Here is a 19,512-nt window from a genome sequence, read left to right as displayed (position 1 = left end):
CTTAATTTAACAGCGCATATCATTATGTTACATTAACAATATACAGTAACAAAAACGCCAAACTACGATACCTTGAATTCTATACTATAAGACATCAAATAGAAGATATATCAATCATTAGGAGAATAACAATGACTACCTCTGTAAAAAATGATGTGACCATTACCCAACCTCGTCAAGTTGAGCAGCTATATGCTGGTGTAGACACACAAGATGGTGCAGGCGTTAAATTAACCCGCGTACTGACTCATCAATTACAGCATCGCCTTGACCCTTACTTGATGCTCGATAACTTCAAAAGCGATAACCCAGATGACTATATCGCAGGTTTTCCAAGCCATCCTCATCGCGGCTTTGAAACCGTAACTTATATGATTGAAGGCCGTATGCGTCACAAAGACAGTGCCGGTAATGAAGGCTTGCTTGAAAATGGTGGTGTGCAGTGGATGACCGCTGCCAGTGGCGTGATTCACTCTGAGCTACCTGAGCAAGAAGATGGCGCGATGGAAGGCTTTCAGCTATGGCTAAACCTGCCAGCTAAAGACAAAATGAATGCCCCTTGGTACAAAGACTTCCAAGATGCTGATTTGCCAAAATTCGTGACCGAAAATGGCACAAAAGTAACCGTCATTGCCGGTGAATCCAATGGTGTAGAAGGTGCGGTTACTCGTGAGGTGACTGAGCCTACGTATCTAGATATTCATTTGCCGGCCGGTGCCAGCTTTAGTCACAATATTCCAGCCAGCCACAATAGCTTTGTGTTTGTCTACCGTGGTAGCGCCAGCATTGAGGACAAGCGTATACCAGTTAAAAACATGGCCATCTTGAAAAATGACCCGAATGCTGATGGGGTGACTATTCAGGCCGGTAATGAAGATACCAAAGTCATCTTGGTAACTGGTCGTCCTTTAAATGAACCGATTGTGCAGTATGGCCCATTTGTAATGAACAGCCAGCAACAGATCATCCAAGCGGTGAACGACTTCCAGCAAGGCCGCTTCGGTGAAGGTGCTTAATTTGTCTCTTATCAATTGTGTATAACGGTTGATAACCAAAGGCTGCGGCTAGTCCGTGGCCTTTTTTTTGCAAAAAATACAAATTAATTGAAAATAGGTGTTGACAAGGTTTGAGATATTGCCTAAAATACGCCCACTCTTAGAGAGGGGCTATAGCTCAGTTGGTAGAGCACTTGCATGGCATGCAAGGGGTCAACGGTTCGACTCCGTTTAGCTCCACCATATTTTCTAAGACAGTTGATAATCAAAATATTTAATATATAATGAGTATCAACGGCACCAACGTAAGCACCTAGGCAACGCTATTTATAGCACCTTACGTTGTAAAACTATTTCATGTTTACATGATTTTGTGTCCCGTTCGTCTAGAGGCCTAGGACCCCGCCCTTTCACGGCGGTAACAGGGGTTCGAATCCCCTACGGGATACCACCTATTCGAGCTTATCCTTAATCTATTTAAGAGATAAGCACTAAACCTCCAATCAGAACGATTGGAGGTTTTTTTACGTCGGTGTATTAGTCCAGCACCTTATTACCGGTAAACGCCCCATCCCCATCAATAGCCCAAAAAAAGCGATGCCACCCTATAAAATGACATCGCCTTCTTGCAATAGGCAATACGCATAAGCGTCAGTGCTAATCCAAACGCAGACCGATAATGGCTGGGATACCTTGACGTACCACCTCAATGGTCACCACCCCCGCCTCAGGTAATTGACGTAGCGCCCGCTGGAAGTCATCGATACTCTTAATCGACTTCTGATGCAGGTTAGTGATAACGTCACCGGCTCTTATACCAGCTCTGGCTGCTATCCCTGTAGGATCCACCTCGGTTACCAATACCCCTTCTCCGTCCAGCTGTGCCAAGCTTTCACGAGGCAGCGCCTGAATGCGCAAGCCTAGACGAATTTGGCTGTTATTAGACTTAGTGACCACCGCATCTGGTGCCACATCATCGGGCGCTGCTGATAACTTACCAATGACTGCAATCTTTTTGCCTTGACGCAATACATCGGCCTTAAAGCTCTCACCTGGCTTACTGCGGTTAATGATGTTTAAAAGGTCAGAGGATTCTAAAATCATTTTGCCGTTGTAATGGGTGATGATATCGCCCGCCTTTAGGCCAGCTGCTTCTGCTGGCGATTTAGGGGTAACCTTAATCAGTAGCGCCCCTTGCGGCTTACTTAGGCCATAAGCTTCGGCCAAGTTGCGGTCGATGTCTTGAGGGAATATACCCAGATAAGCGCGTGATACTGTACCGGTTTGTTTTAGCTGCTGATAAATATCCATCGCCTCATTAATGGGGATAGAAAAAGACAGTCCCATATAGCCGCCAGTACCACTGAATATTCGTGAGTTAATGCCAATAACTTGGCCGTTACGATTAAATAGTGGACCGCCTGAGTTGCCTGGGTTTAGCGCCACATCCGACTGGATAAAGGGCACGCTAATATCCCGTGAGAAGTTACGCGACTTGGCACTGACGATACCGGCCGACGCTGAATAATCAAAACCAAAAGGCGAGCCAATAGCCAATACTGGCTCACCCACTTTTACCGCATTGGAGTCACCGGTAGGCAGCGCAGGATAAGACTTACCTGGCTGGGCTTTTACCTTTAATACCGCCACATCAGAGCGCTCATCACTGCCGACCAAAGTGGCATCAAGCTCGGTGCGGTCATTTAAGGTGACCGTAATTTTATCTGCCCCCGCAATCACATGGTGATTGGTCAACAGATAACCATCTGAGGTCACAAAAAAGCCCGTACCATAGTTGTATTCAATGGCCGGGGCTGTTTGGGCACCTGGAATGCGAATGCGGTCGCCGAAGAACTGTCGCAGCAGCTCAACCGTTTGAGCCTTGGCAAGCTCCTCTTCACTCACCTTAGTCACTACGTTGACTCTAGCAACGCCTGGGCTCACCTGCTCCACCAAATCTGAGAAATCTGAAGCCACAACCGCGGCCTGTGCTGCCGTAGGTATAGTCGCAGAGGTGGCCAATAAAGCTGTGCCTGCGATTAGCCCCAAACTACCTATGCCAAAGCCACTCAGTGCCAGCACAGAGCCTGCACCGAACGCTTTAAGCTTTTGTTGGCTTTTTTGTAAGCTTTGAGACAAGTAAGTTGTTTTTAATGCGCTAACTATCGTTTTTGGTCTGTTGGGCGTATTTTTCATTGTTGATTCTCCAAGTGAGTCTGTGCTCAAAGATCCGCTGACAAGCAAAATATACTGGCCCGCTTAGGTCTTAATGAGTAAAGGTGTGTGCTTAGGCATAACCGCAGGGTCATCAAAGACGAGGTGATACTCTATTAGACAACCATTGAGCTTAATTAAGTTTATAACCCTAGCAATACACCGACCGAGCATTACTTTTTTTATATGAGTGACGTTTATACTATATCGTAACTGCTTTATATGCTACACGACTTATATCATAGATTTTCAACACGCCAATTACACATGCTTTTTATTTTGTTACCTAAAATCCAGACGCGGCTGATGCCAATTTAACTTCACAAAATTATCCTGAGCGTTAGCCCTTTTATTTTAGGCAATAGCGCCTATTTTTTTTGAAAAAAAGGGGTTGTTTTTACTCAAAATCAACGCCAGTTTTAACCAGTTTTAGTCGCCGTTTTGTGGCAACTGCCCCATTGTATCGGATGTGTTACTTTATTTCGTGATATGATAACCTGATTAAAACTCAGTATTTGTTACGCTGGTTATCTTTATATTGTAGTTAGCAAAGCCTAGTCGTTACTCACTAGGCTTTTTTTTCGGTGTCGCTTTTATATACCATTGACAAGTAGCAGGGAACCCAGATATTTTTTAGTTTCGCCCGCTTTTGGTCTAAATGACACTGCAAACACAAGGAATTTTTCATGGATACCGCCTTATTATTATCTGGCGTGGTTGGGCTTGGCATTGCAGCGCAGTGGCTGGCTTGGTATTTAAAACAGCCGTCTATTTTATTTTTATTGCTCATTGGCATCTTTGTCGGTCCAGTTATGGGTTATTTCGACCCTGATGCGGTCATTGGCGATTTATTATTCCCTTTTATCTCTTTGGGCGTGGCCATTATTTTATTTGAAGGCTCATTGACCTTAGAGTTTGAAGAGATTAAGCAGCACGGTAAAGTGGTACAAATGCTGGTGTCCTTAGGGGTAGTGATTACTATCGCTGTGGTGGCATTATCCACCTACTTGTTGTTTGATGTCGATCCGCTTATCGCTTTATTGTTCGGCTCCTTAGTCTGTGTGACCGGGCCGACGGTAATCATGCCTTTGCTGCGCAGTGTGCGGCCCAACAAAACCATCTCCAATATCCTAAAATGGGAAGGCATCATCATTGATCCGGTAGGCGCAATCGCCGTGGTCTTGGTGTATGAATATATCATCTCAGGCGGAGAGGCCAACAGTATCTTCTTATTCGCTGAGATTGTGGTTATTGCCACCGCCATCGGTATGTTTGGGGCATTCGTATTGGCCAACTTGATCAAGCGCCATATGATTCCTGAGTTCTTACACAACGTCTTTACCTTAGCTTTTGTGCTGCTACTGTTCTCTTTATCCAACCATTTAGAACATGAATCAGGTCTACTGGCCGTGACGGTCATGGGTGTGGCTCTAGCTAACTGGAAAGGCTTTCCGCGTGAGCAAATCTTGGAGTTTAATGAGTCATTAACCGTCTTACTCATCTCAGTGTTGTTCATCGTACTCGCTGCCCGTGTAGAGCTAAACAGCTTATTGAGTGTGGGCTTCCAAGGCTTGGTGCTGCTGGCCATTGTGATGTTCGTGGCACGCCCTTTATCGGTGTGGGCATCGTCTATGGGCTCGAACTTAAAGACCTCTGAGAAGATGATGATCAGCTGGATTGGGCCACGTGGTATTGTGGCTGCTGCCATCTCCTCTTTGTTCGCCATTCGCTTGCAAGAGTATGATATTCAAGGTGTTGAGCTGTTAGTACCCCTAGTGTTTATGGTGATTATCGGTACTGTATTAATCCAAGGCTTGGGTGCTAAAATGGTGGGTAACCTATTGGGCGTGCGTGAGCCTGCCAGCAATGGTGTACTGATTGTCGGCTCAAACCCTGTGGCCTTAAAAGTGGCTGAATCTCTACAAGACCAAGGCTTCGATGTATTGGTGGCGCACAATAACTACACCAATATTGCTAAAGCACGTATGTCTGGCCTACGCACCTACTTTGGTAACCCCATCTCAGACCATGCCGATCGGCATTTGGATTTGATTGGTATTGGCCATTTATTTGCGATGAGCACCGATAAGGAGATGAATACCTTATCTGAGCTGCATTACCGTCATGAATTTGGCGAACAAAAAATTTACCGTCTAAAATTCACCGAAGATAAGGCCAAAACCGAACGCGAAACCCGCCGTGCCAACTTCACCTCACGCTGGCTGTTCGGTAAAGATGCCACCTATACCAAGATGGCCAGTATGCTGTCTAAAAAGGCACGCATCAAAATCACCAACATTACCGACAGCTATAGCTACAGCCAGTATCGCGCTGATAATAAGCAATTTGTCCCCTTATATACCATTGATAAAGAAGGTCATTTGCATGTGATTACCGACAGCTTTGAAAATGACATTCCTCGTGATCACAAGCTGGTAGCGCTCGTCATTGAAGATGAAGTACAGCCTAAAACAGTCGATGTCACAGAAAAGCAAAATCAGGCCCGTGCTTTGGCCGACTTGCAGTTTGAGTCTACCTCCAAAGCGCCTGAAAAACGCAAAGAAAAGACCCTCAATGAAGATGTGCGTGACCCCAACTATGGCGCCCAAGCGGCCACGACTCCTGCCAAAGCTGAACCTAAACTGGCCGCCTCTGATGCCCAAACGGCAGCCGTTGATAGCCAAGTGGTTCAAGACACAGCTCATGCAGACACGGCATCGAAGTCGGCAGCCTCTACGCTACCGGCCACTCAGCTTGAGGCAGATCTGGCCAATAAGCTTGAGCAAAGCCTACAAAAGCACTCTGACAGTGCCGCAGCTGCCCCCAAAGTGAGCAAAGCGGCCTCCGTAAAATCACTACAGTCACAGGACAATGGCAATTCACAAGCACCCAGACAACCTGATGGGTCACTAGATCCGCAGCGTCTGCCTGATACCCATGCCAAAAATAGCTCAGATAAATTGTCTTAAAACCAGGTTACACACCGCAAAAAAAGAGCAGCCCGAATACGAGCTGCTCTTTTTTATGACTCAAAACTTAGCAAAATAAAGCTTGGCAAGAGGTGAAGTCGGTCATTGAAGCAAAGGCAAAGTCTCACCTTTAGGCTGCCCCGCTATAGCTGCTGGCTGACTGCCTGCCAAATTCTATCCGCCACTTGCTCTACCTCACCTTGAGCATCGATACGCTGAATGCGCTGCGGCTGTGCTTGCTGCTGAGCCTCAAAACCCTGATAAACACGATCAAAGAAATCAAGTTGCTGCTGTTCAAAGCGGTCAGCTACACTACGTTTGCCGGCGCGCTGCATGCCCTCGGCGACTGGCAGATCTAACCACAAGGTAATGTCAGGTAAACGCGGTACAAACCCTGCAATAAGAGCCTCGATTTTATGTAGCATATCGGCATTTCCAAAGCCTCGTCCATAGCCTTGATAGGCCACAGTAGAGTCAATAAAGCGATCACAGATCACCCATTTGCCTGCACTTAATGCCGGCATAATAACTTGCGCTAGATGGTCACTGCGCGCAGCAAACATCAATAACAGCTCAGTGTCATCATTAATCTGAGTACGTGTGTCTAACAACAACTCACGCAGCTTCTCAGCAAAGGGGCTTCCGCCTGGCTCACGGGTGCGGACATACTCGATACCTTGAGCTTGCAAGCGCTCACACAAGCCATTAATCGCTGTGGTTTTTCCTACCCCTTCGGTGCCTTCAAAGCTTACAAACTTACCTAGACTCAATGTCGATTACCTCGTTGTTGCCAGTATCACCCTTGTTAATATCAGGGTGTTTTTCCCCACATCTAATAGGCGTACTTGTTGTTCGCCTACATCTATTTATTGACCGCTTTTTTGTTGGCGCATCACCGCCAAATACTCTTTTACCGCTTGGTTATGCTCCGCATAAGTCTTGGTAAACTTATGACCGCCGGTACCCGTCGCCACAAAGTACAACACATCACTGTCAGCTGGATGTAGCGCAGCGTCAATAGATGCCGGTGAGGGTAGCGCAATGGGCGTGGGTGGTAAGCCGTCGATTTGATAGGTGTTATAAGCGGTCTTTTCATTGATATCAGCACGGCGGATGTTGCCCTCATAACGCTCACCCATACCATAAATAATGGTAGGATCCGTCTGTAGGCGCATCGGCTTATTCAAACGGTTTACAAACACCGCAGACACCAATTCACGCTCACTATCGACACTGGTCTCTTTTTCGATGATTGAGGCCATAATTAAGGCTTCATAAGGCGACTTATACGGCAGACCTTTAGAGCGGCTCGCCCACGCCTCATCCAGCGCTTTTTGTTGGCGCTGGTACAAATCGGTCAAGATCTGCTTGTCGGTCACCCCTTTGGCATAGTGATAGGTGTCTGGGGTAAACCAGCCCTCTAGATTATCAGCAAACTCTCCCTCTGGGGTGACAGCATCGATACCCAGCAGCTGCTTCAAATTGGGTTTGGGCTTGCCGTCTTTTTGTAGTACCTCTAAGGTGACACCCGGCGTGTTTGCAATCACTTTATATAAATCAGCGGCGGTCTTGCCCTCGATAATCTGAATGGCCACCATGTCCACTTTCTCGCCTTGTTTAAAAGCATCAATAAGCTGCTTTAAGCTGGCATTGGCAGGCACTTCATAGGTGCCTGCCTTTAGTGGCGTATCAACGGCCGACTTGATATAAAGCTTGGCCAAGCTGGCTGAGAACATGGGCACATCGCGCTGAAACTGTGGTAAGAAGCCATAGTAACTTTGACCCTCTTCCACCACTAAGTCGCCGGCGGGTCGATCAGAGTGACCAAACAGGGTCTGATAAGCCATAGCCACCACAAAAGCAGCCATTAATCCCAGTACCAGCAGCAGCTGATAGCTGCGATTGGATGTGGGTTTTTGCGGCGGCTTTTTATGACGAGAAGGGTCATCACAGACTAAGGAGACGTCAGTGTGAGGTGCTTCATTTTGGTCAACATCTGATGGATTGTGCGGGGTATTGCTGGGATTTTTTGAATTAGAATCGCTCATAGCCACTCACGAGGTAAAAGTTTGCTAGAATTTAGCACTGTATGCTCGGATATTCAATGGGGATTAGTCATCTAAGCGCAAGTTTAACCTTTATCTGAAAAAAGCATTCAAGGTTGCTTGAGATTTGATTACTTATTATTTGCTATAATGTTGAGCTATTTGATTTTCAAAGTGGGCGCAGCTAATGGCAAAACCGTTTATAAAATGGGTAGGTGGTAAAAGCCAACTTATACCTGAGATTACAAGCAGACTCCCTGAGTATATAGAAGCGGGTCAACCTTACCAATACGTTGAGCCTTTTGTTGGTAGTGCAGCTGTCGCCCTGCATTTACTAGATAGTCAAAACCCGCCTACCAAAGTAATATTGAGTGATATTAATACTGATCTGGTTAACTTATACAAGGTGGTTCAGTCACATCCTCAGAAACTATTAAACTACCTTCAAACACTTCAAGATGAATATGTTCAATTAGAAGATAAAGAAGCTAAAAAGCCTTATTACTACGCAAAACGTGAAGAGTTTAATCTTAGAGAAACAGATGCTATAAAACATGCAGGCTTATTCATGTTCTTGAATAGAGCAGGCTTTAACGGGCTATATCGCGTGAACAGTAAAAATAAGTTTAATGTGCCTATTGGCAGCTATAAACAACCAAAATTTGTTTTTGAAGAAGTTATTCATAGATGTTCTGAGTTACTCCAGAATGTCGAAATCCTTAATATGAGCTTTGAAGACACGATACAGACAGCACAAGACTCTAATAAGGAACAACTGCCAACCTTTGTTTATCTTGACCCACCTTATAAACCATTAAGTGAGTCATCTAGCTTTACTTCCTATGCCAAGGACAGCTTTAACGATGAAGACCAAGTAAAACTAAAGCAGGCTTGTGACTTGTTAGATAATCAAGGGTATCAGTGGCTTCTTAGCAACTCAGATACTACTAACCTAGATCCTGAAAATAGGTTCTTTGATGAACTATACTCAGAATATACTATTGATCGCGTTTCGGCAGGAAGAAGTATAAATTCAAAAGGTAGCAAACGCGGTAAGATTAATGAGCTACTGATTAGGAATTATTAGAGAATAGCAATACTTGGAATAGATTTTTCTTGTATTGCTATCATGAACTCTTTTTTGAAATAAAAGGCAAAACCCTTATTAGATACATTACGACCTAAGTATTGGGAATATATTGGATGATAAGGTTTGCTATCTTTGGTCCTGATCTGAATATATTGACCACTAACTGTATGTAACATGCCATCTTCAGTATCATTCATCAAATTATGAACCTTCTCTTTTATAAGCTCAAAATCATTGTCTAAAATATTTTTTAGACTTCCATTATCCCTAAGATCTAAATAATAAGCTGGTAGAAAATACCATTCCTCTTCTTTGTTTCCCTTAACAGCTGGTACATATAAAATACTTTCTATTTTCTGATATAGGTGAGTTTCATGAAACTTTTTATCACTATAAAATAACTCATCAAACTGTCTACCTACTTGGGTAATAGCCATAGTTTCCATAGGTTTACCATCAGGGTAAGACTTATTAGTTTTTAGCTCACCATTATCAAAGTCTCTAATTTGGTTTGATAAAGTTAAACCTAATAACCTTTCTAAAAACTGTCCAGCAAAACCTTTGTTTTTTTTAATACTTGCAAGATCAATAGGTTCAGCTAACATTTCATGATTTTTTAAGTCTCCAAACTTGATATTGTAAAACTTTGGTAATACTTTAAAAGCCTCTTCAATCTTCATTTTAGTCCTCTACGTTAAATAGTTCCGACAAACTCATACCAAACGTTTTAGCAAATACTTCTATATTAAGCAGCGAAGGATTACGCTCTCCACGCTCAATCATTCCCACATAGTTACGATGAAAGCCCGCCCTCTCAGCCAATTGTTCTTGGCTAAGTCCACGCTCTTTACGTAAAGCTCGAATACGTTGTCCGAATTTAATTAAAATTGGTTCTTTCATTTGCTTTATTCTCGAGAGTTCGTTAGACTTTAACTACACACAATAAGTGTCATTTTTAAATCAGGTAAATACTTACCTTAAGGTTCTGCTATGCTTAATATCGAAAATATCACTATTAATATTCAGCAAACACCCACTCAAAACGTACCTGATGAAACTTTAGGCTCACAGAGTCCTGTAGTAGTAAGAGAGGAGTTAGTTAATACCTTAAGAATAATCAGTGAAGATCCTAGATTTCTTGGCCAGCAGGTTCTAATTCCTGAAGACTGTGAACAATATGGCTTTGCAGAAGGTACATTCGATCTCCCAACACTGCTCCATTTTTTAGCAGATATGTTGGAATAACATATGCAAACTCCATACTTTCAAAGCAATAATAAAGAATTCACTCTTTATCAAGGTGACTGTTTGTCAGCTCTTGATAATGTTAACCAACCAATAAATATGATTTTCGCTGATCCTCCCTATTTCTTATCTAATGACGGTCTAACTGTTAAGAATGGTAAGGTTCAATCCGTTAATAAAGGAAAATGGGATAAGTTTACAACAGATACTGAGACTTACGACTTTACCTATGAATGGTTAGCTAAAGCTCGTGAAAAAATGGCAGATAATGCGACTATTTGGATAAGTGGTACCCACCATAATATATTTACACTAGGCACTATATTGCCGCAGCTCGGATTCAAAATACTTAATGTGATTACTTGGGAAAAAACGAATCCGCCACCTAATTTCTCATGCCGCTTTTTCACACACTCTACTGAATTTATTATCTGGGCAAGAAAACATCCTAAAGTTCCGCATTATTTTGACTACGATCTTATGAAAAAGCTTAATAACGATAAGCAAATGAAAGATGTCTGGCGCCTGCCAGCTATCGGCAAATGGGAGAAAGGTTGCGGAAAACATCCGACACAAAAACCTCTCCCTCTATTGGCTCAAATTATTCTAGCTTCTACCCAAAAAGAGGAGTTCGTTCTCGATCCGTTCACAGGTTCATCAACAACTGGTATTGCAGCTAATGTGCTTGGAAGAAATTTCATCGGAATAGATAAAGAAGATGAATTTATGAAGCTAAGTGAAGACAGATATCACGATTTACAACAAGAAGGGCGTAAGCAATTTTTTAAACAGCATTTTAATCGCTTGCTAAATAAAGCTCTATAGACAATTCTAACCACTGATTACCCACAATAAGCTCACGCACTGGCATCACCCCGCGAACCGCATTACAAAAGAACAAGGCTTCTAGACTGAGTAAATCGGCATCTTGCAAAGCGCGAAGAACCACGGGTTGTCCTAAAGCTGCCAATCTATCGATAATCACTTGGCGCATGGTACCGCGCACTCCCGATGCCTCAATGGGCGGCGTAAACCATTGATGCTTGATATGATCATCATCGCTGGTGAGTTGATAAAACACATTGCTCATCACCCCTTCGACCCAGTTGCCAGCCATATCGGCCACCAAGGCCTCTGTCAGCTTGGGGCGTTGCTGCTTCATGCGCTGCAACTCGCCCGCTATCATCACCCCGTCTAAACGATTTAGGCTTTTAAGTCCGGCAAGTGGCGCAGGAAAACTGGCAAGACGTGACTGCAAGCAGGTGGCAATGGTCGCAGGCTGCTGCAAAATCACCTGCCCAAGCGAGCCAGATAAATGAGCAGAGGGCGCCTTAATGCCTAGGGGTAAGTCTAAGAACCGAGCTTGCTGCTGAGCCAAGATATCGCTTGGCATAATCCCCACCCAAATAAGCGCCTCATTGTGTTCAGTTGACGCACTATAAGCATAGCCACGCACAGACTGCGTAGGGCGTGAGATGATAATTTTGATAAGACCATGGGTTATGTTGGCGGCGCACGCTTGTAGTGCTTGCCATAGCGCCTCGCTGGTGGGGGTAGGCAAAGATAAGTTGAGTGCGTGGCAGTGTGATCGCAAGCGCGCTTGATGGTAGGACTGCCATAGCAGTGAACCATCATACACACCCATGGTGGTAAAAAACCCATCCCCATACGCCAAGGCCCGAAGATTGGGGGCCGTATCAGAAGCAGACTTATCCCAAGCCACTAAGCCGGTATCACTCATCTGATACCACTGCATGGCATGCGACATAGACGTATCCTTAGGGTGATGAGTAATGGGGTTATTGGGCGACAAACTGCCGCTACACAGCTACTTTTTTAATACCAACATACAGCTATAAAACTCACATTTGGCCAGTTCAACTTGACGCTCACCGATCTTTTTATTTTTGGTGATTTGGCCCGATAGCATGTTAGCAACCAGTTGACTGCCTTCAGAGCCCATAAGCTCGGCGGCTACTTGGTACATTTTTTTGGCATGGTCAATGCTCATTTTCTTTTCGCTGTCTGAGTCATTGGGGTTGGCATAATACCAGCCGAATTCTAGGTATTCTTGTGAGTCTATAATGTCTAGATAAGGCTCATCGCCTTTCATAAAGCGGTATTTTATGGCGGTGTTACTGGCGTAATCTAGGCTATTTTCATCTGTTACCGTCACTTTGCCCAGTTTGCGCTGCAGTTGTTTTAGATCTGTGGGCTCAAGGCGTTTGCTGTCATCGCTCTTCCAGTTTTCGACATCGTAGCTCACCGGCTTACCCTCAGGAACCACAGCGGCCTTGGTGCGATTGTTTGCCATATCAGGCGTACTCTCGGCTGCTCCAGAATCGGCCAAAGCTTGCTCCGCGGTGGTCTCTACGCTGGTGGTGCTCTCCTCTACCTTGCTACACCCCGTAACCAATAAGCAGGCGGCCAGACCCAAGGCGCCTATACGAGTAGCAAGGCCTTGAGCGGAAGACTGTGGTAGAGAAGCGTTGGCTGGCTTGTTCGAAATAATGCTGAAAATCATTCACGCACACCTTTTCACTTATATTGTAAAACCGTTACCCACCTTGGTAACTTTTCAATGAATCCTTCACAATAAAGGCATCACTTTTAGGGCATTGGGACTGTATTGCTAACTGATAATGACGCCCATAATAGCATTTAGCCGTATTATTGCCCTAGCATCAAATGGGGGTCAATTATCGAGCCAATTTGATACAGCAGCGAATGCTTAGTGTATCCAAAACCCCCGCCATTGCATAGTGGAAAAAGCATGAAGCCCCAGTAAAACCTTACAGGGGGCTGTCACGACGATAGTGGGTTTGTTATATTAAGTTTTTTGTACTAAATTATAGTCACCCATAAGCAGCGTAGCATAATAGTTGACTTGCTTGAGCCTAACACGGCCACACACTTTTTTGATATTTTTCGATACGTTTGATATTTTTCGATACTATCGTCAAGCCACAGTGCACTATCCCACCGATTTTTTTACTTAAAGAGTGCCTTATGATCCCATCTGACATCAGCCGTAATCTTACTATTGATTCAAACTCCGACACCAAATGCTCAGTTGATGCTCAGACGCAGCATTTTATGGTGATTGGTAATCCCATTGCACACAGTAAATCGCCACAAATTCATCAGCAATTCGCTAAGCAAACCGGACTCGATATTCGTTATGCACGTCAATACTGTCCTGACGATAAGGCCAGCTTTACGGCAGTGGTAGAAGCGTTTTTTAATGGCGGCGGTGTGGGCGCTAATGTCACGGTGCCTTTTAAGCAGATCGCTTATCAGATGTGCGCCGAGCAAGGCGGCTTATCTGCACATGCTCAGGTAGCAGGCGCCGTCAACACTTTGTTACTCAAAGACGGTAAGCTGTTTGGTGATAATACCGATGGTCAAGGTCTGGTCAATCACTTACGGCAATTGGGTTGGCCGCTACAGGGCGCTAAAGTGGCGATATTGGGCGCAGGCGGTGCATCACGAGGTGTGGTATTGCCACTGATTGAAGCGGGTATAAGCGAGCTGACCATTGCCAATCGCACGCTCAGTAAGGCTGAAGATTTGATAGACCAGCTTTGTAGCGCCCATCCTTTGATTGCAACCATTGCCCCTACGAGCTGCACCATCGAGGCACTCACGGGTCAATACGATTTAATCATAAATGCCACCTCCATTGGCTTATCTGGCGACAGCCTGCCACTTAGTAAAGCACTTAGATGCGGCTATGCTTATGACATGATGTATGGCCGTGAGCTGCCTTTTTTGACCCATTTTCACTCACACTCCGCCCAAGTCTCTGAGGGCTACGGTATGCTAATCGGTCAGGCGGCTTTAAGCTTTACTCAATGGACCGGTAAGGCGGTAGATACCAATTTATTCATTTAATTCTTTATTTAATTATTCATTTAATTATCTAATTTTGGCTGCTCTGGGCTTCGTTGTATCGTCAAAAAAGGTCTATTTTTGCAGTCGGATTTTGTCTTGAAAAACTTTGGCCTCAAGTGTCATCAGCGGTCGCCTTAGCCAAGTGGACTGCATAACCACACCGCCTAATAAAGCGACCACACAACCCAATAAAGTATCCAAAAACCGCGCTTGCATTATCCCTTGATAAACCATTGCCCCTACTTCGGTATGGGCGGCGCTCTTACCATATTCCGCAATAAATATCGTCAAAGGGGTGATCATAATAACTGCCGAAGCATAATGGCGAGACACCAACGTCTCTATCCACAATAGCAGGCAAAAAATCACCAACGCTACCCCTACATTGCTCCATGAAAACGACAATAAAAACGCGGCGACAAACACCCCAATGCCGGTCCCTAAAACACGGTGCAGTTGCCTGATCCACATCGTACGTAACTGCATGCCCTGCATGATAATATAACAGCTTACAGGCACCCAATAAGGATAAGGCATATCTAGCCACAGCGCCAATTCAAGCGACAACACCACAAAAAAACAGACGATTAAGCTTTCAGTAATTAGCCCCAGCTCATAGTAGTGCTTAGAGGGCGCAGGCTCAGATGCCACCCCCACCACCGCTAAGTTATAAAACAAAGACATGACCCAAGCATATAGCGCACCGGCGGCTACCACGCTTATCCTACCTGGCATATCCTCCCATCCCCCAGGCATAAATATGGCGATGACAGATGCCATCAGCACAAACATACTACCCGGCGGAGGCAGATGCATGTAGCGACCTATGGCCACCACGATAAAACAAAGTAGCGTGAATAAAGGCCATTTTAATAACTGAACCTGATGCGCTATGAGACCCACACTAAAGCTTAGCACCATGATAATGCCCATGAGCAATAGCAAGCCTTGGCGTTGGCGCAAACTCCCTGCAACGGGCTGGTTTAGGATAATCATAGCGCCCAATGACGCCAAGATACCCATTGGCAAGTTATGGTATAAAGCACCAATAAGAATGGTAGAGACAATAATCAGTGCTGCAGAGAGGCTGACATGCCAAGGCTTGGCACTTGGCCTAACTGTGAATAGATGCTCAGCCTCGCGCTTGGCGATTTGTTTTAAACGTTTAATTGACATAAAAGATGCGGACTCTTAATTATAAAAATGTTATTGAAGGCATATATATCGAATCAAGAAACAAACTAAAACCAAAAATGACACTTTAACTACACCGAAATGTGGCGAGAATCTAAAAGCTATAGCATACTGATTGACAATTAATATTAATTAAACGGTGAGTCATTAAAGTTATCATCTACCTTAACTGTTTTTTATTGCTTATAAAACCCATCAAGGGTTGTTTGCCGCCTTATGCTTTGTGTTGGCTCTAGTTTAAGAGTATTTATAGTTAATTTTTATTTAATATTGGACGCAGCTGTGCTTATTAAATTTAACTTATGGTTATGATACAAGTATACACACATGAATAATAGTTATAAATAATAGGCTTTTATATAAATTGCGCTTATACTAACTTTCATTGTTTCATTATAAAGCCTTGCATTATCCAGTGGTGATAATGTTTTACAGCGACACTTAAAAAATAAAAGAGACTGCCTTATGTTAAGTTATAAAGCCCCCCTTCGTGACATGAAGTTCTTATTAAACGATGTTTTTGATTTTCAAAACCATTATAAAGACTTAAGCAATGGTGCCAATGCCGACCCTGAAACGGTCGATATGATTTTGCAAGGCATGGCCGACTTTGCCGAAAATATTCTTAGCCCTTTATATCAGCCAGCCGATGCTGAAGGCTGCCATTTTGAAAATGGCGTGGTAACGACGCCTAAAGGTTTTAAAGACGCTTATAACCAGTTCGTTGAAGGCGGCTGGCAAGGTATCTCGTACCCAGAAGAGTACGGCGGCATGAACCTACCCATGTCTTTAAACCTTATTAAATCAGAGATGATGGGTACCGCAAACTGGCCTTGGGCGATGTATCCTGGCCTAACTACTGGCTGTATCAACACCTTGATGCAGTATGGTACTGAAGAACAAAAAGATACTTACTTGCCAAAATTGGTAGAAGGCACGTGGTCAGGCACTATGTGCTTAACTGAGCCACAAGCGGGTACTGACTTGGGTCAAGTAAAAACCAAAGCTGTGCCACAAGAAGATGGTAGCTATACGCTTAATGGCACAAAAATCTTCATCTCAAGTGGTGAGCATGATCTAACTGACAATATTATTCATATTGTACTGGCGCGCCTTCCTGATGCGCCTGAAGGTACCCGTGGTATTTCACTATTTATCGTACCTAAATTCAATATCAATGAAGAAGGCGAAGCCGGCGAGCGCAATGGCGTAAGCTGTGGCTCTATTGAACACAAAATGGGTATCGCCTCTTCAGCCACCTGTGTTCTAAACTTCGATAATGCTAAAGGCTACTTAATTGGTGAGCCAAATCGTGGTCTAAAAGCCATGTTCACCTTTATGAACACCGCACGTATCGGTACCGGTATCCAAGGCTTAGCTCATTGTGAATTGGCCTTCCAAAACGCCTTACCATATGCCAAAGAGCGTCGTTCAATGCGTACCCTTTCTGGCACAAAAGAGCCTGAAAAAGTAGCCGATGCGATTATCAACCACGCTGATGTGCGCCGTATGTTATTGACCATGAAAGCTTTCGCTGAAGGCGGTCGCTCAATGATCTATCATGCTGCCCGTTATGCCGATAAGATGTCACAGGGTGTGGCTGAAAATAACAACGAAGAATTTGAGAAGTGGGATGACAAATTAGGTTTTTATACCCCCATTTTAAAAGGCTTCTTAACTGAGCTGGCTATTGAAGCGGCTAAAGAAGGCCAGCAAGTTTATGGTGGTCATGGCTATATCAAAGAGTGGGGTATGGAGCTTATCGCTCGTGATGCTCGTATCTCAACCTTATATGAAGGTACTACTGGCGTTCAAGCATTAGACTTATTAGGCCGTAAGGTTATCTTACAGTCAAAAGGTAAAATCATCCGTGATTACACCTCAAGCATCATGAAATGGTGTGGTGAGTATGCACTGGATAAAAACATGCGTAAATTTGTTTGGGCATTAACCAAGCTATGTGCCGAATGGAATACGCTAACTGTACGTCTAATGCTAAGCGCCCGTAAAGACCGTGAAATCATCTCAGCAGCTTCTGTGGATTACTTAATGTACTCAGGCTACATCATGATGGCTTATCACTGGGCACGTATGGCTGCTGTCGCTTATGACAAGCTTGAAAACGGTGGTGTAGAAGCCCCTGAATTCTACAAAGCCAAAATTCAAACTGCTGAATTTTACTTTGATAAGATCCTACCACGCACCTCAGGTCATGCTGAGAGCATGGTAGCGCCAAGCTCGTCTATGACTGACATGGACATCGAGCACTTTGCTTTCTTAGACTAATCTATCGGCTATTTGGCCACTAGATTAAAAAAACCGCCCTATTTATTAGGGCGGTTTTTTTACCTCTACAATTTTTTACTTCACACCAAAGCAAGCTCAGCTCATACTAAACAGCTCGCCTTTTATCAGCCGATTAACTCATTTTTAGTTAACCCGAGGACAAGTTATGGCTATTATTCACCCCGTTAACGCATCACATAAACACAAATTAAGCCTTAAAAGCCGCAGCAAAATAGGCGGTGCTAAGCTTTGTTTATTGGCGCTGCTAGGAGTAAGTCAGCTCGGTGTAGCGGCTTCTATCAAGCCTCTGCACTTCGAGAAAGGGGCGGTCAGCAGTAAAGTATCTGGGATATTAGCGGCCAAGCAGCAAGATACTTGGTATCAGTTTAAAGCACAAAAAGGTCAGTTTGCCTTAATCAATATTACCCCACTAAAAGGCACTGCAGAAACGGCAAATGTCGGCGTACTACACATGCCATCAGGTCAGCAAGACGGCAGTAAGGGCGGTATCGTCTATCAAAACTGCTTGCCCGAGACGGGTACCTATAAGCTGCGCATTGCCCGCAACTTAATGGCAACTCAAGGCGGCAAGGCCGGCTATCAAGCTGAAGTGATTATCCTGCCCACCTACGCCAGTCAAGACCTCTGTCAGTAGTGGACTACGGCTGCACGCGCACCTTACTGTAAGCTGCGCTAAGCTCAATGACTTCAACACAGTACTGAATAGTGACTCGGCCAGACTGCTGTGCTTCAAGCTCTTGCTGCAAACAGATGCGTAGCTTCTCAGCCAGCTCATCACGAATCTGCTGGCTGCGTCCGGGCATCAGTCTTAATTGCAGATAAATAAACCCCTCTTGCTGCTGATCATCCTCTATACCGACTAAGAAAGTCTCTACATCAAGCAGGCGCGCTTTAATGGCTTGCGGCTTATCAAAATGACCAGTTTCCCATAGGCAGCTGTTGAGCTGTTTTAGTAAGCGCTCAGGGCGATTAATGGTAACGTTGGGGGTGGCTTGAACAATAACATGTGGCATTAGGATACTCTATATAAGGTAAGTTGAAGTCAAAAAAGTGACATAAGTGACTTAAATCTAAAGTATTAATCAATAATATCGGCAAATTTAGCCGTCAGTGCCTGCGCCAATTGCGCCGGCGGTAACTCAATCTCCAGCCCACGTCTGCCGCCGCTGACATGCATCGTCGTCAGCTGCTGGGCAGACTCATGAATGACAGTTGGCAGTCGTTTTTTTTGTCCTAAGGGACTGACGCCGCCCAGCACATAACCGCTGCTGCGCTCGACCACTTTGGGGTCGGCCATTTGCACCTTCTTGCAGCCCATAGCCTTGGCCATTTTTTTGAAATTAAGGGTGGCAATTACTGGCAAAATGGCCACCGCCAATTTATCACTCTCAGTGGCCACCACTAAGGTCTTAAACACGTGCTCGGGTGGCAGACCCAGCTTGTCAGCGGCCTCTAGTCCATAAGACTCAGCGCTGGGATCATGCTGGTATTCATGTAGTTGATAATCGAGTTTGAGTTTTTTGGCTAAATTCACAGCTGGGGTCATATGCACTGCCCTC

18 protein-coding genes and 2 tRNA genes are annotated in these 19,512 nt (G+C 44.6%); 10 read left to right on the top strand and 10 right to left on the bottom strand.

From position 1 onward, the window contains the following. Positions 1 to 131: 131 nt before the first annotated feature. The 3 genes from JMX92_RS06265 to JMX92_RS06255 all read left to right on the top strand — a co-directional run bounded on the left by JMX92_RS06265 (position 132) and on the right by JMX92_RS06255 (position 1,446). On the top strand, positions 132 to 1,016 hold the full coding sequence (locus JMX92_RS06265) for a pirin family protein (protein WP_011959425.1): 885 nt from the start codon (positions 132 to 134) through the stop codon (positions 1,014 to 1,016). Between the two features lie 146 nt (positions 1,017 to 1,162). Continuing rightward, positions 1,163 to 1,238: transfer RNA gene (locus JMX92_RS06260), tRNA-Ala, on the top strand. A gap of 132 nt (positions 1,239 to 1,370) precedes the next feature. After that, positions 1,371 to 1,446: transfer RNA gene (locus JMX92_RS06255), tRNA-Glu, on the top strand. A 206-nt stretch (positions 1,447 to 1,652) separates the two neighbouring features. Here the strand turns inward: JMX92_RS06255 and JMX92_RS06250 are convergent. Then, positions 1,653 to 3,191 (bottom strand): Do family serine endopeptidase, encoded by a 1,539-nt coding sequence (locus JMX92_RS06250; protein ID WP_227675286.1) that lies wholly within the window; start codon positions 3,189 to 3,191, stop codon positions 1,653 to 1,655. 704 nt (positions 3,192 to 3,895) lie between these two features. Here JMX92_RS06250 and JMX92_RS06245 point away from each other — a divergent pair. Next, on the top strand, positions 3,896 to 6,178 hold the full coding sequence (locus tag JMX92_RS06245; protein ID WP_201544530.1) for a cation:proton antiporter: 2,283 nt from the start codon (positions 3,896 to 3,898) through the stop codon (positions 6,176 to 6,178). 143 nt (positions 6,179 to 6,321) lie between these two features. Here the strand turns inward: JMX92_RS06245 and tmk are convergent, their stop codons facing one another. Both tmk and mltG read right to left on the bottom strand, forming a co-directional pair. Next, positions 6,322 to 6,948, bottom strand: coding sequence for a dTMP kinase (gene tmk / locus JMX92_RS06240; protein WP_201544529.1), 627 nt, complete (start codon positions 6,946 to 6,948; stop codon positions 6,322 to 6,324). A gap of 96 nt (positions 6,949 to 7,044) precedes the next feature. Next, a complete protein-coding gene (gene mltG / locus JMX92_RS06235) occupies positions 7,045 to 8,226 on the bottom strand; it encodes an endolytic transglycosylase MltG (RefSeq protein WP_011959421.1) in 1,182 nt (393 codons plus the stop codon). Between the two features lie 184 nt (positions 8,227 to 8,410). Here mltG and JMX92_RS06230 point away from each other — a divergent pair, with 184 nt between their 5' ends. Then, positions 8,411 to 9,310, top strand: coding sequence for a DNA adenine methylase (locus tag JMX92_RS06230; protein ID WP_201544528.1), 900 nt, complete (start codon positions 8,411 to 8,413; stop codon positions 9,308 to 9,310). Here the strand turns inward: JMX92_RS06230 and JMX92_RS06225 are convergent. Further along, positions 9,307 to 9,993: a hypothetical protein gene (locus JMX92_RS06225; protein ID WP_201544527.1), complete on the bottom strand. Its 687-nt coding sequence runs from the start codon at positions 9,991 to 9,993 to the stop codon at positions 9,307 to 9,309. The two genes, JMX92_RS06230 and JMX92_RS06225, sit on opposite strands and share 4 nt — an antisense overlap. Position 9,994: 1 nt before the next feature. After that, complete coding sequence (locus tag JMX92_RS06220; RefSeq protein ID WP_201544526.1) at positions 9,995 to 10,213, bottom strand: helix-turn-helix domain-containing protein; 219 nt, start codon at positions 10,211 to 10,213, stop codon at positions 9,995 to 9,997. Positions 10,214 to 10,303: 90 nt separating this feature from the next. Between JMX92_RS06220 and JMX92_RS06215 the strand changes: the two genes are divergently transcribed. Further along, the gene (locus JMX92_RS06215; RefSeq protein WP_201544525.1) at positions 10,304 to 10,558 is read left to right on the top strand and encodes a hypothetical protein; all 255 of its coding nucleotides are present in this window, start codon (positions 10,304 to 10,306) and stop codon (positions 10,556 to 10,558) included. A 3-nt stretch (positions 10,559 to 10,561) separates the two neighbouring features. Continuing rightward, complete coding sequence (locus tag JMX92_RS06210) at positions 10,562 to 11,383, top strand: DNA-methyltransferase (RefSeq protein WP_201544524.1); 822 nt, start codon at positions 10,562 to 10,564, stop codon at positions 11,381 to 11,383. On the opposite strand, the gene JMX92_RS06205 is transcribed toward JMX92_RS06210, so the two are convergent. Together JMX92_RS06205 and JMX92_RS06200 are read right to left on the bottom strand one after the other, a co-directional pair. Beyond that, positions 11,355 to 12,326: an aminotransferase class IV gene (locus JMX92_RS06205; protein ID WP_201544523.1), complete on the bottom strand. Its 972-nt coding sequence runs from the start codon at positions 12,324 to 12,326 to the stop codon at positions 11,355 to 11,357. The two genes, JMX92_RS06210 and JMX92_RS06205, sit on opposite strands and share 29 nt — an antisense overlap. A 60-nt stretch (positions 12,327 to 12,386) precedes the next feature. Continuing rightward, positions 12,387 to 13,082 carry a hypothetical protein gene (locus JMX92_RS06200; protein WP_011959416.1) on the bottom strand — a complete coding sequence of 232 codons (696 nt, stop codon included), beginning with the start codon at positions 13,080 to 13,082 and terminating at the stop codon, positions 12,387 to 12,389. Between the two features lie 572 nt (positions 13,083 to 13,654). On the opposite strand from JMX92_RS06200, the gene aroE reads away from it, so the two are divergent. Continuing rightward, positions 13,655 to 14,452: a shikimate dehydrogenase gene (aroE, locus tag JMX92_RS06195; RefSeq protein WP_201544543.1), complete on the top strand. Its 798-nt coding sequence runs from the start codon at positions 13,655 to 13,657 to the stop codon at positions 14,450 to 14,452. Positions 14,453 to 14,524: 72 nt separating this feature from the next. Here aroE and JMX92_RS06190 read toward each other — a convergent pair whose 3' ends face one another. Then, positions 14,525 to 15,628 carry an FUSC family protein gene (locus JMX92_RS06190; protein WP_201544521.1) on the bottom strand — a complete coding sequence of 368 codons (1,104 nt, stop codon included), beginning with the start codon at positions 15,626 to 15,628 and terminating at the stop codon, positions 14,525 to 14,527. A 483-nt stretch (positions 15,629 to 16,111) separates the two neighbouring features. Between JMX92_RS06190 and JMX92_RS06185 the strand changes: the two genes are divergently transcribed. Further along, the gene (locus JMX92_RS06185; protein ID WP_011959412.1) at positions 16,112 to 17,932 is read left to right on the top strand and encodes an acyl-CoA dehydrogenase C-terminal domain-containing protein; all 1,821 of its coding nucleotides are present in this window, start codon (positions 16,112 to 16,114) and stop codon (positions 17,930 to 17,932) included. A gap of 166 nt (positions 17,933 to 18,098) precedes the next feature. Then, a complete protein-coding gene (locus JMX92_RS06180) occupies positions 18,099 to 18,587 on the top strand; it encodes a hypothetical protein (RefSeq protein WP_201544519.1) in 489 nt (162 codons plus the stop codon). A 4-nt stretch (positions 18,588 to 18,591) separates the two neighbouring features. Here JMX92_RS06180 and JMX92_RS06175 read toward each other — a convergent pair whose 3' ends face one another. After that, positions 18,592 to 18,966, bottom strand: coding sequence for a 5-carboxymethyl-2-hydroxymuconate Delta-isomerase (locus JMX92_RS06175; RefSeq protein ID WP_201544517.1), 375 nt, complete (start codon positions 18,964 to 18,966; stop codon positions 18,592 to 18,594). A 65-nt stretch (positions 18,967 to 19,031) separates the two neighbouring features. After that, on the bottom strand, positions 19,032 to 19,499 hold the full coding sequence (ybaK, locus tag JMX92_RS06170) for a Cys-tRNA(Pro) deacylase (protein ID WP_011959409.1): 468 nt from the start codon (positions 19,497 to 19,499) through the stop codon (positions 19,032 to 19,034). Positions 19,500 to 19,512 lie beyond the last annotated feature (13 nt).

Source organism: Psychrobacter sp. H7-1 (assembly GCF_904846585.1).
In the GTDB taxonomy this organism is placed as follows: domain Bacteria; phylum Pseudomonadota; class Gammaproteobacteria; order Pseudomonadales; family Moraxellaceae; genus Psychrobacter; species Psychrobacter raelei.
Note: the sequence above shows the minus strand (reverse complement) of the source record. Positions and strands in the feature narration are given on the sequence as shown.

Excerpts from the sequence above, each read along its gene's own strand:
- JMX92_RS06265 (WP_011959425.1), top strand. The coding sequence starts at position 132 with ATGACTACCTCTGTAAAAAATGATGTGACCATTACCCAACCTCGTCAA.
- JMX92_RS06250 (WP_227675286.1), bottom strand. The coding sequence starts at position 3,191 with ATGAAAAATACGCCCAACAGACCAAAAACGATAGTTAGCGCATTAAAA.
- JMX92_RS06245 (WP_201544530.1), top strand. The coding sequence starts at position 3,896 with ATGGATACCGCCTTATTATTATCTGGCGTGGTTGGGCTTGGCATTGCA.
- mltG (WP_011959421.1), bottom strand. The coding sequence starts at position 8,226 with ATGAGCGATTCTAATTCAAAAAATCCCAGCAATACCCCGCACAATCCA.
- JMX92_RS06230 (WP_201544528.1), top strand. The coding sequence starts at position 8,411 with ATGGCAAAACCGTTTATAAAATGGGTAGGTGGTAAAAGCCAACTTATA.
- JMX92_RS06225 (WP_201544527.1), bottom strand. The coding sequence starts at position 9,993 with ATGAAGATTGAAGAGGCTTTTAAAGTATTACCAAAGTTTTACAATATC.
- JMX92_RS06220 (WP_201544526.1), bottom strand. The coding sequence starts at position 10,213 with ATGAAAGAACCAATTTTAATTAAATTCGGACAACGTATTCGAGCTTTA.
- JMX92_RS06215 (WP_201544525.1), top strand. The coding sequence starts at position 10,304 with ATGCTTAATATCGAAAATATCACTATTAATATTCAGCAAACACCCACT.
- JMX92_RS06210 (WP_201544524.1), top strand. The coding sequence starts at position 10,562 with ATGCAAACTCCATACTTTCAAAGCAATAATAAAGAATTCACTCTTTAT.
- JMX92_RS06205 (WP_201544523.1), bottom strand. The coding sequence starts at position 12,326 with ATGTCGCATGCCATGCAGTGGTATCAGATGAGTGATACCGGCTTAGTG.
- JMX92_RS06200 (WP_011959416.1), bottom strand. The coding sequence starts at position 13,082 with ATGATTTTCAGCATTATTTCGAACAAGCCAGCCAACGCTTCTCTACCA.
- aroE (WP_201544543.1), top strand. The coding sequence starts at position 13,655 with ATGGTGATTGGTAATCCCATTGCACACAGTAAATCGCCACAAATTCAT.
- JMX92_RS06190 (WP_201544521.1), bottom strand. The coding sequence starts at position 15,628 with ATGTCAATTAAACGTTTAAAACAAATCGCCAAGCGCGAGGCTGAGCAT.
- JMX92_RS06185 (WP_011959412.1), top strand. The coding sequence starts at position 16,112 with ATGTTAAGTTATAAAGCCCCCCTTCGTGACATGAAGTTCTTATTAAAC.
- JMX92_RS06180 (WP_201544519.1), top strand. The coding sequence starts at position 18,099 with ATGGCTATTATTCACCCCGTTAACGCATCACATAAACACAAATTAAGC.
- JMX92_RS06175 (WP_201544517.1), bottom strand. The coding sequence starts at position 18,966 with ATGCCACATGTTATTGTTCAAGCCACCCCCAACGTTACCATTAATCGC.
- ybaK (WP_011959409.1), bottom strand. The coding sequence starts at position 19,499 with ATGACCCCAGCTGTGAATTTAGCCAAAAAACTCAAACTCGATTATCAA.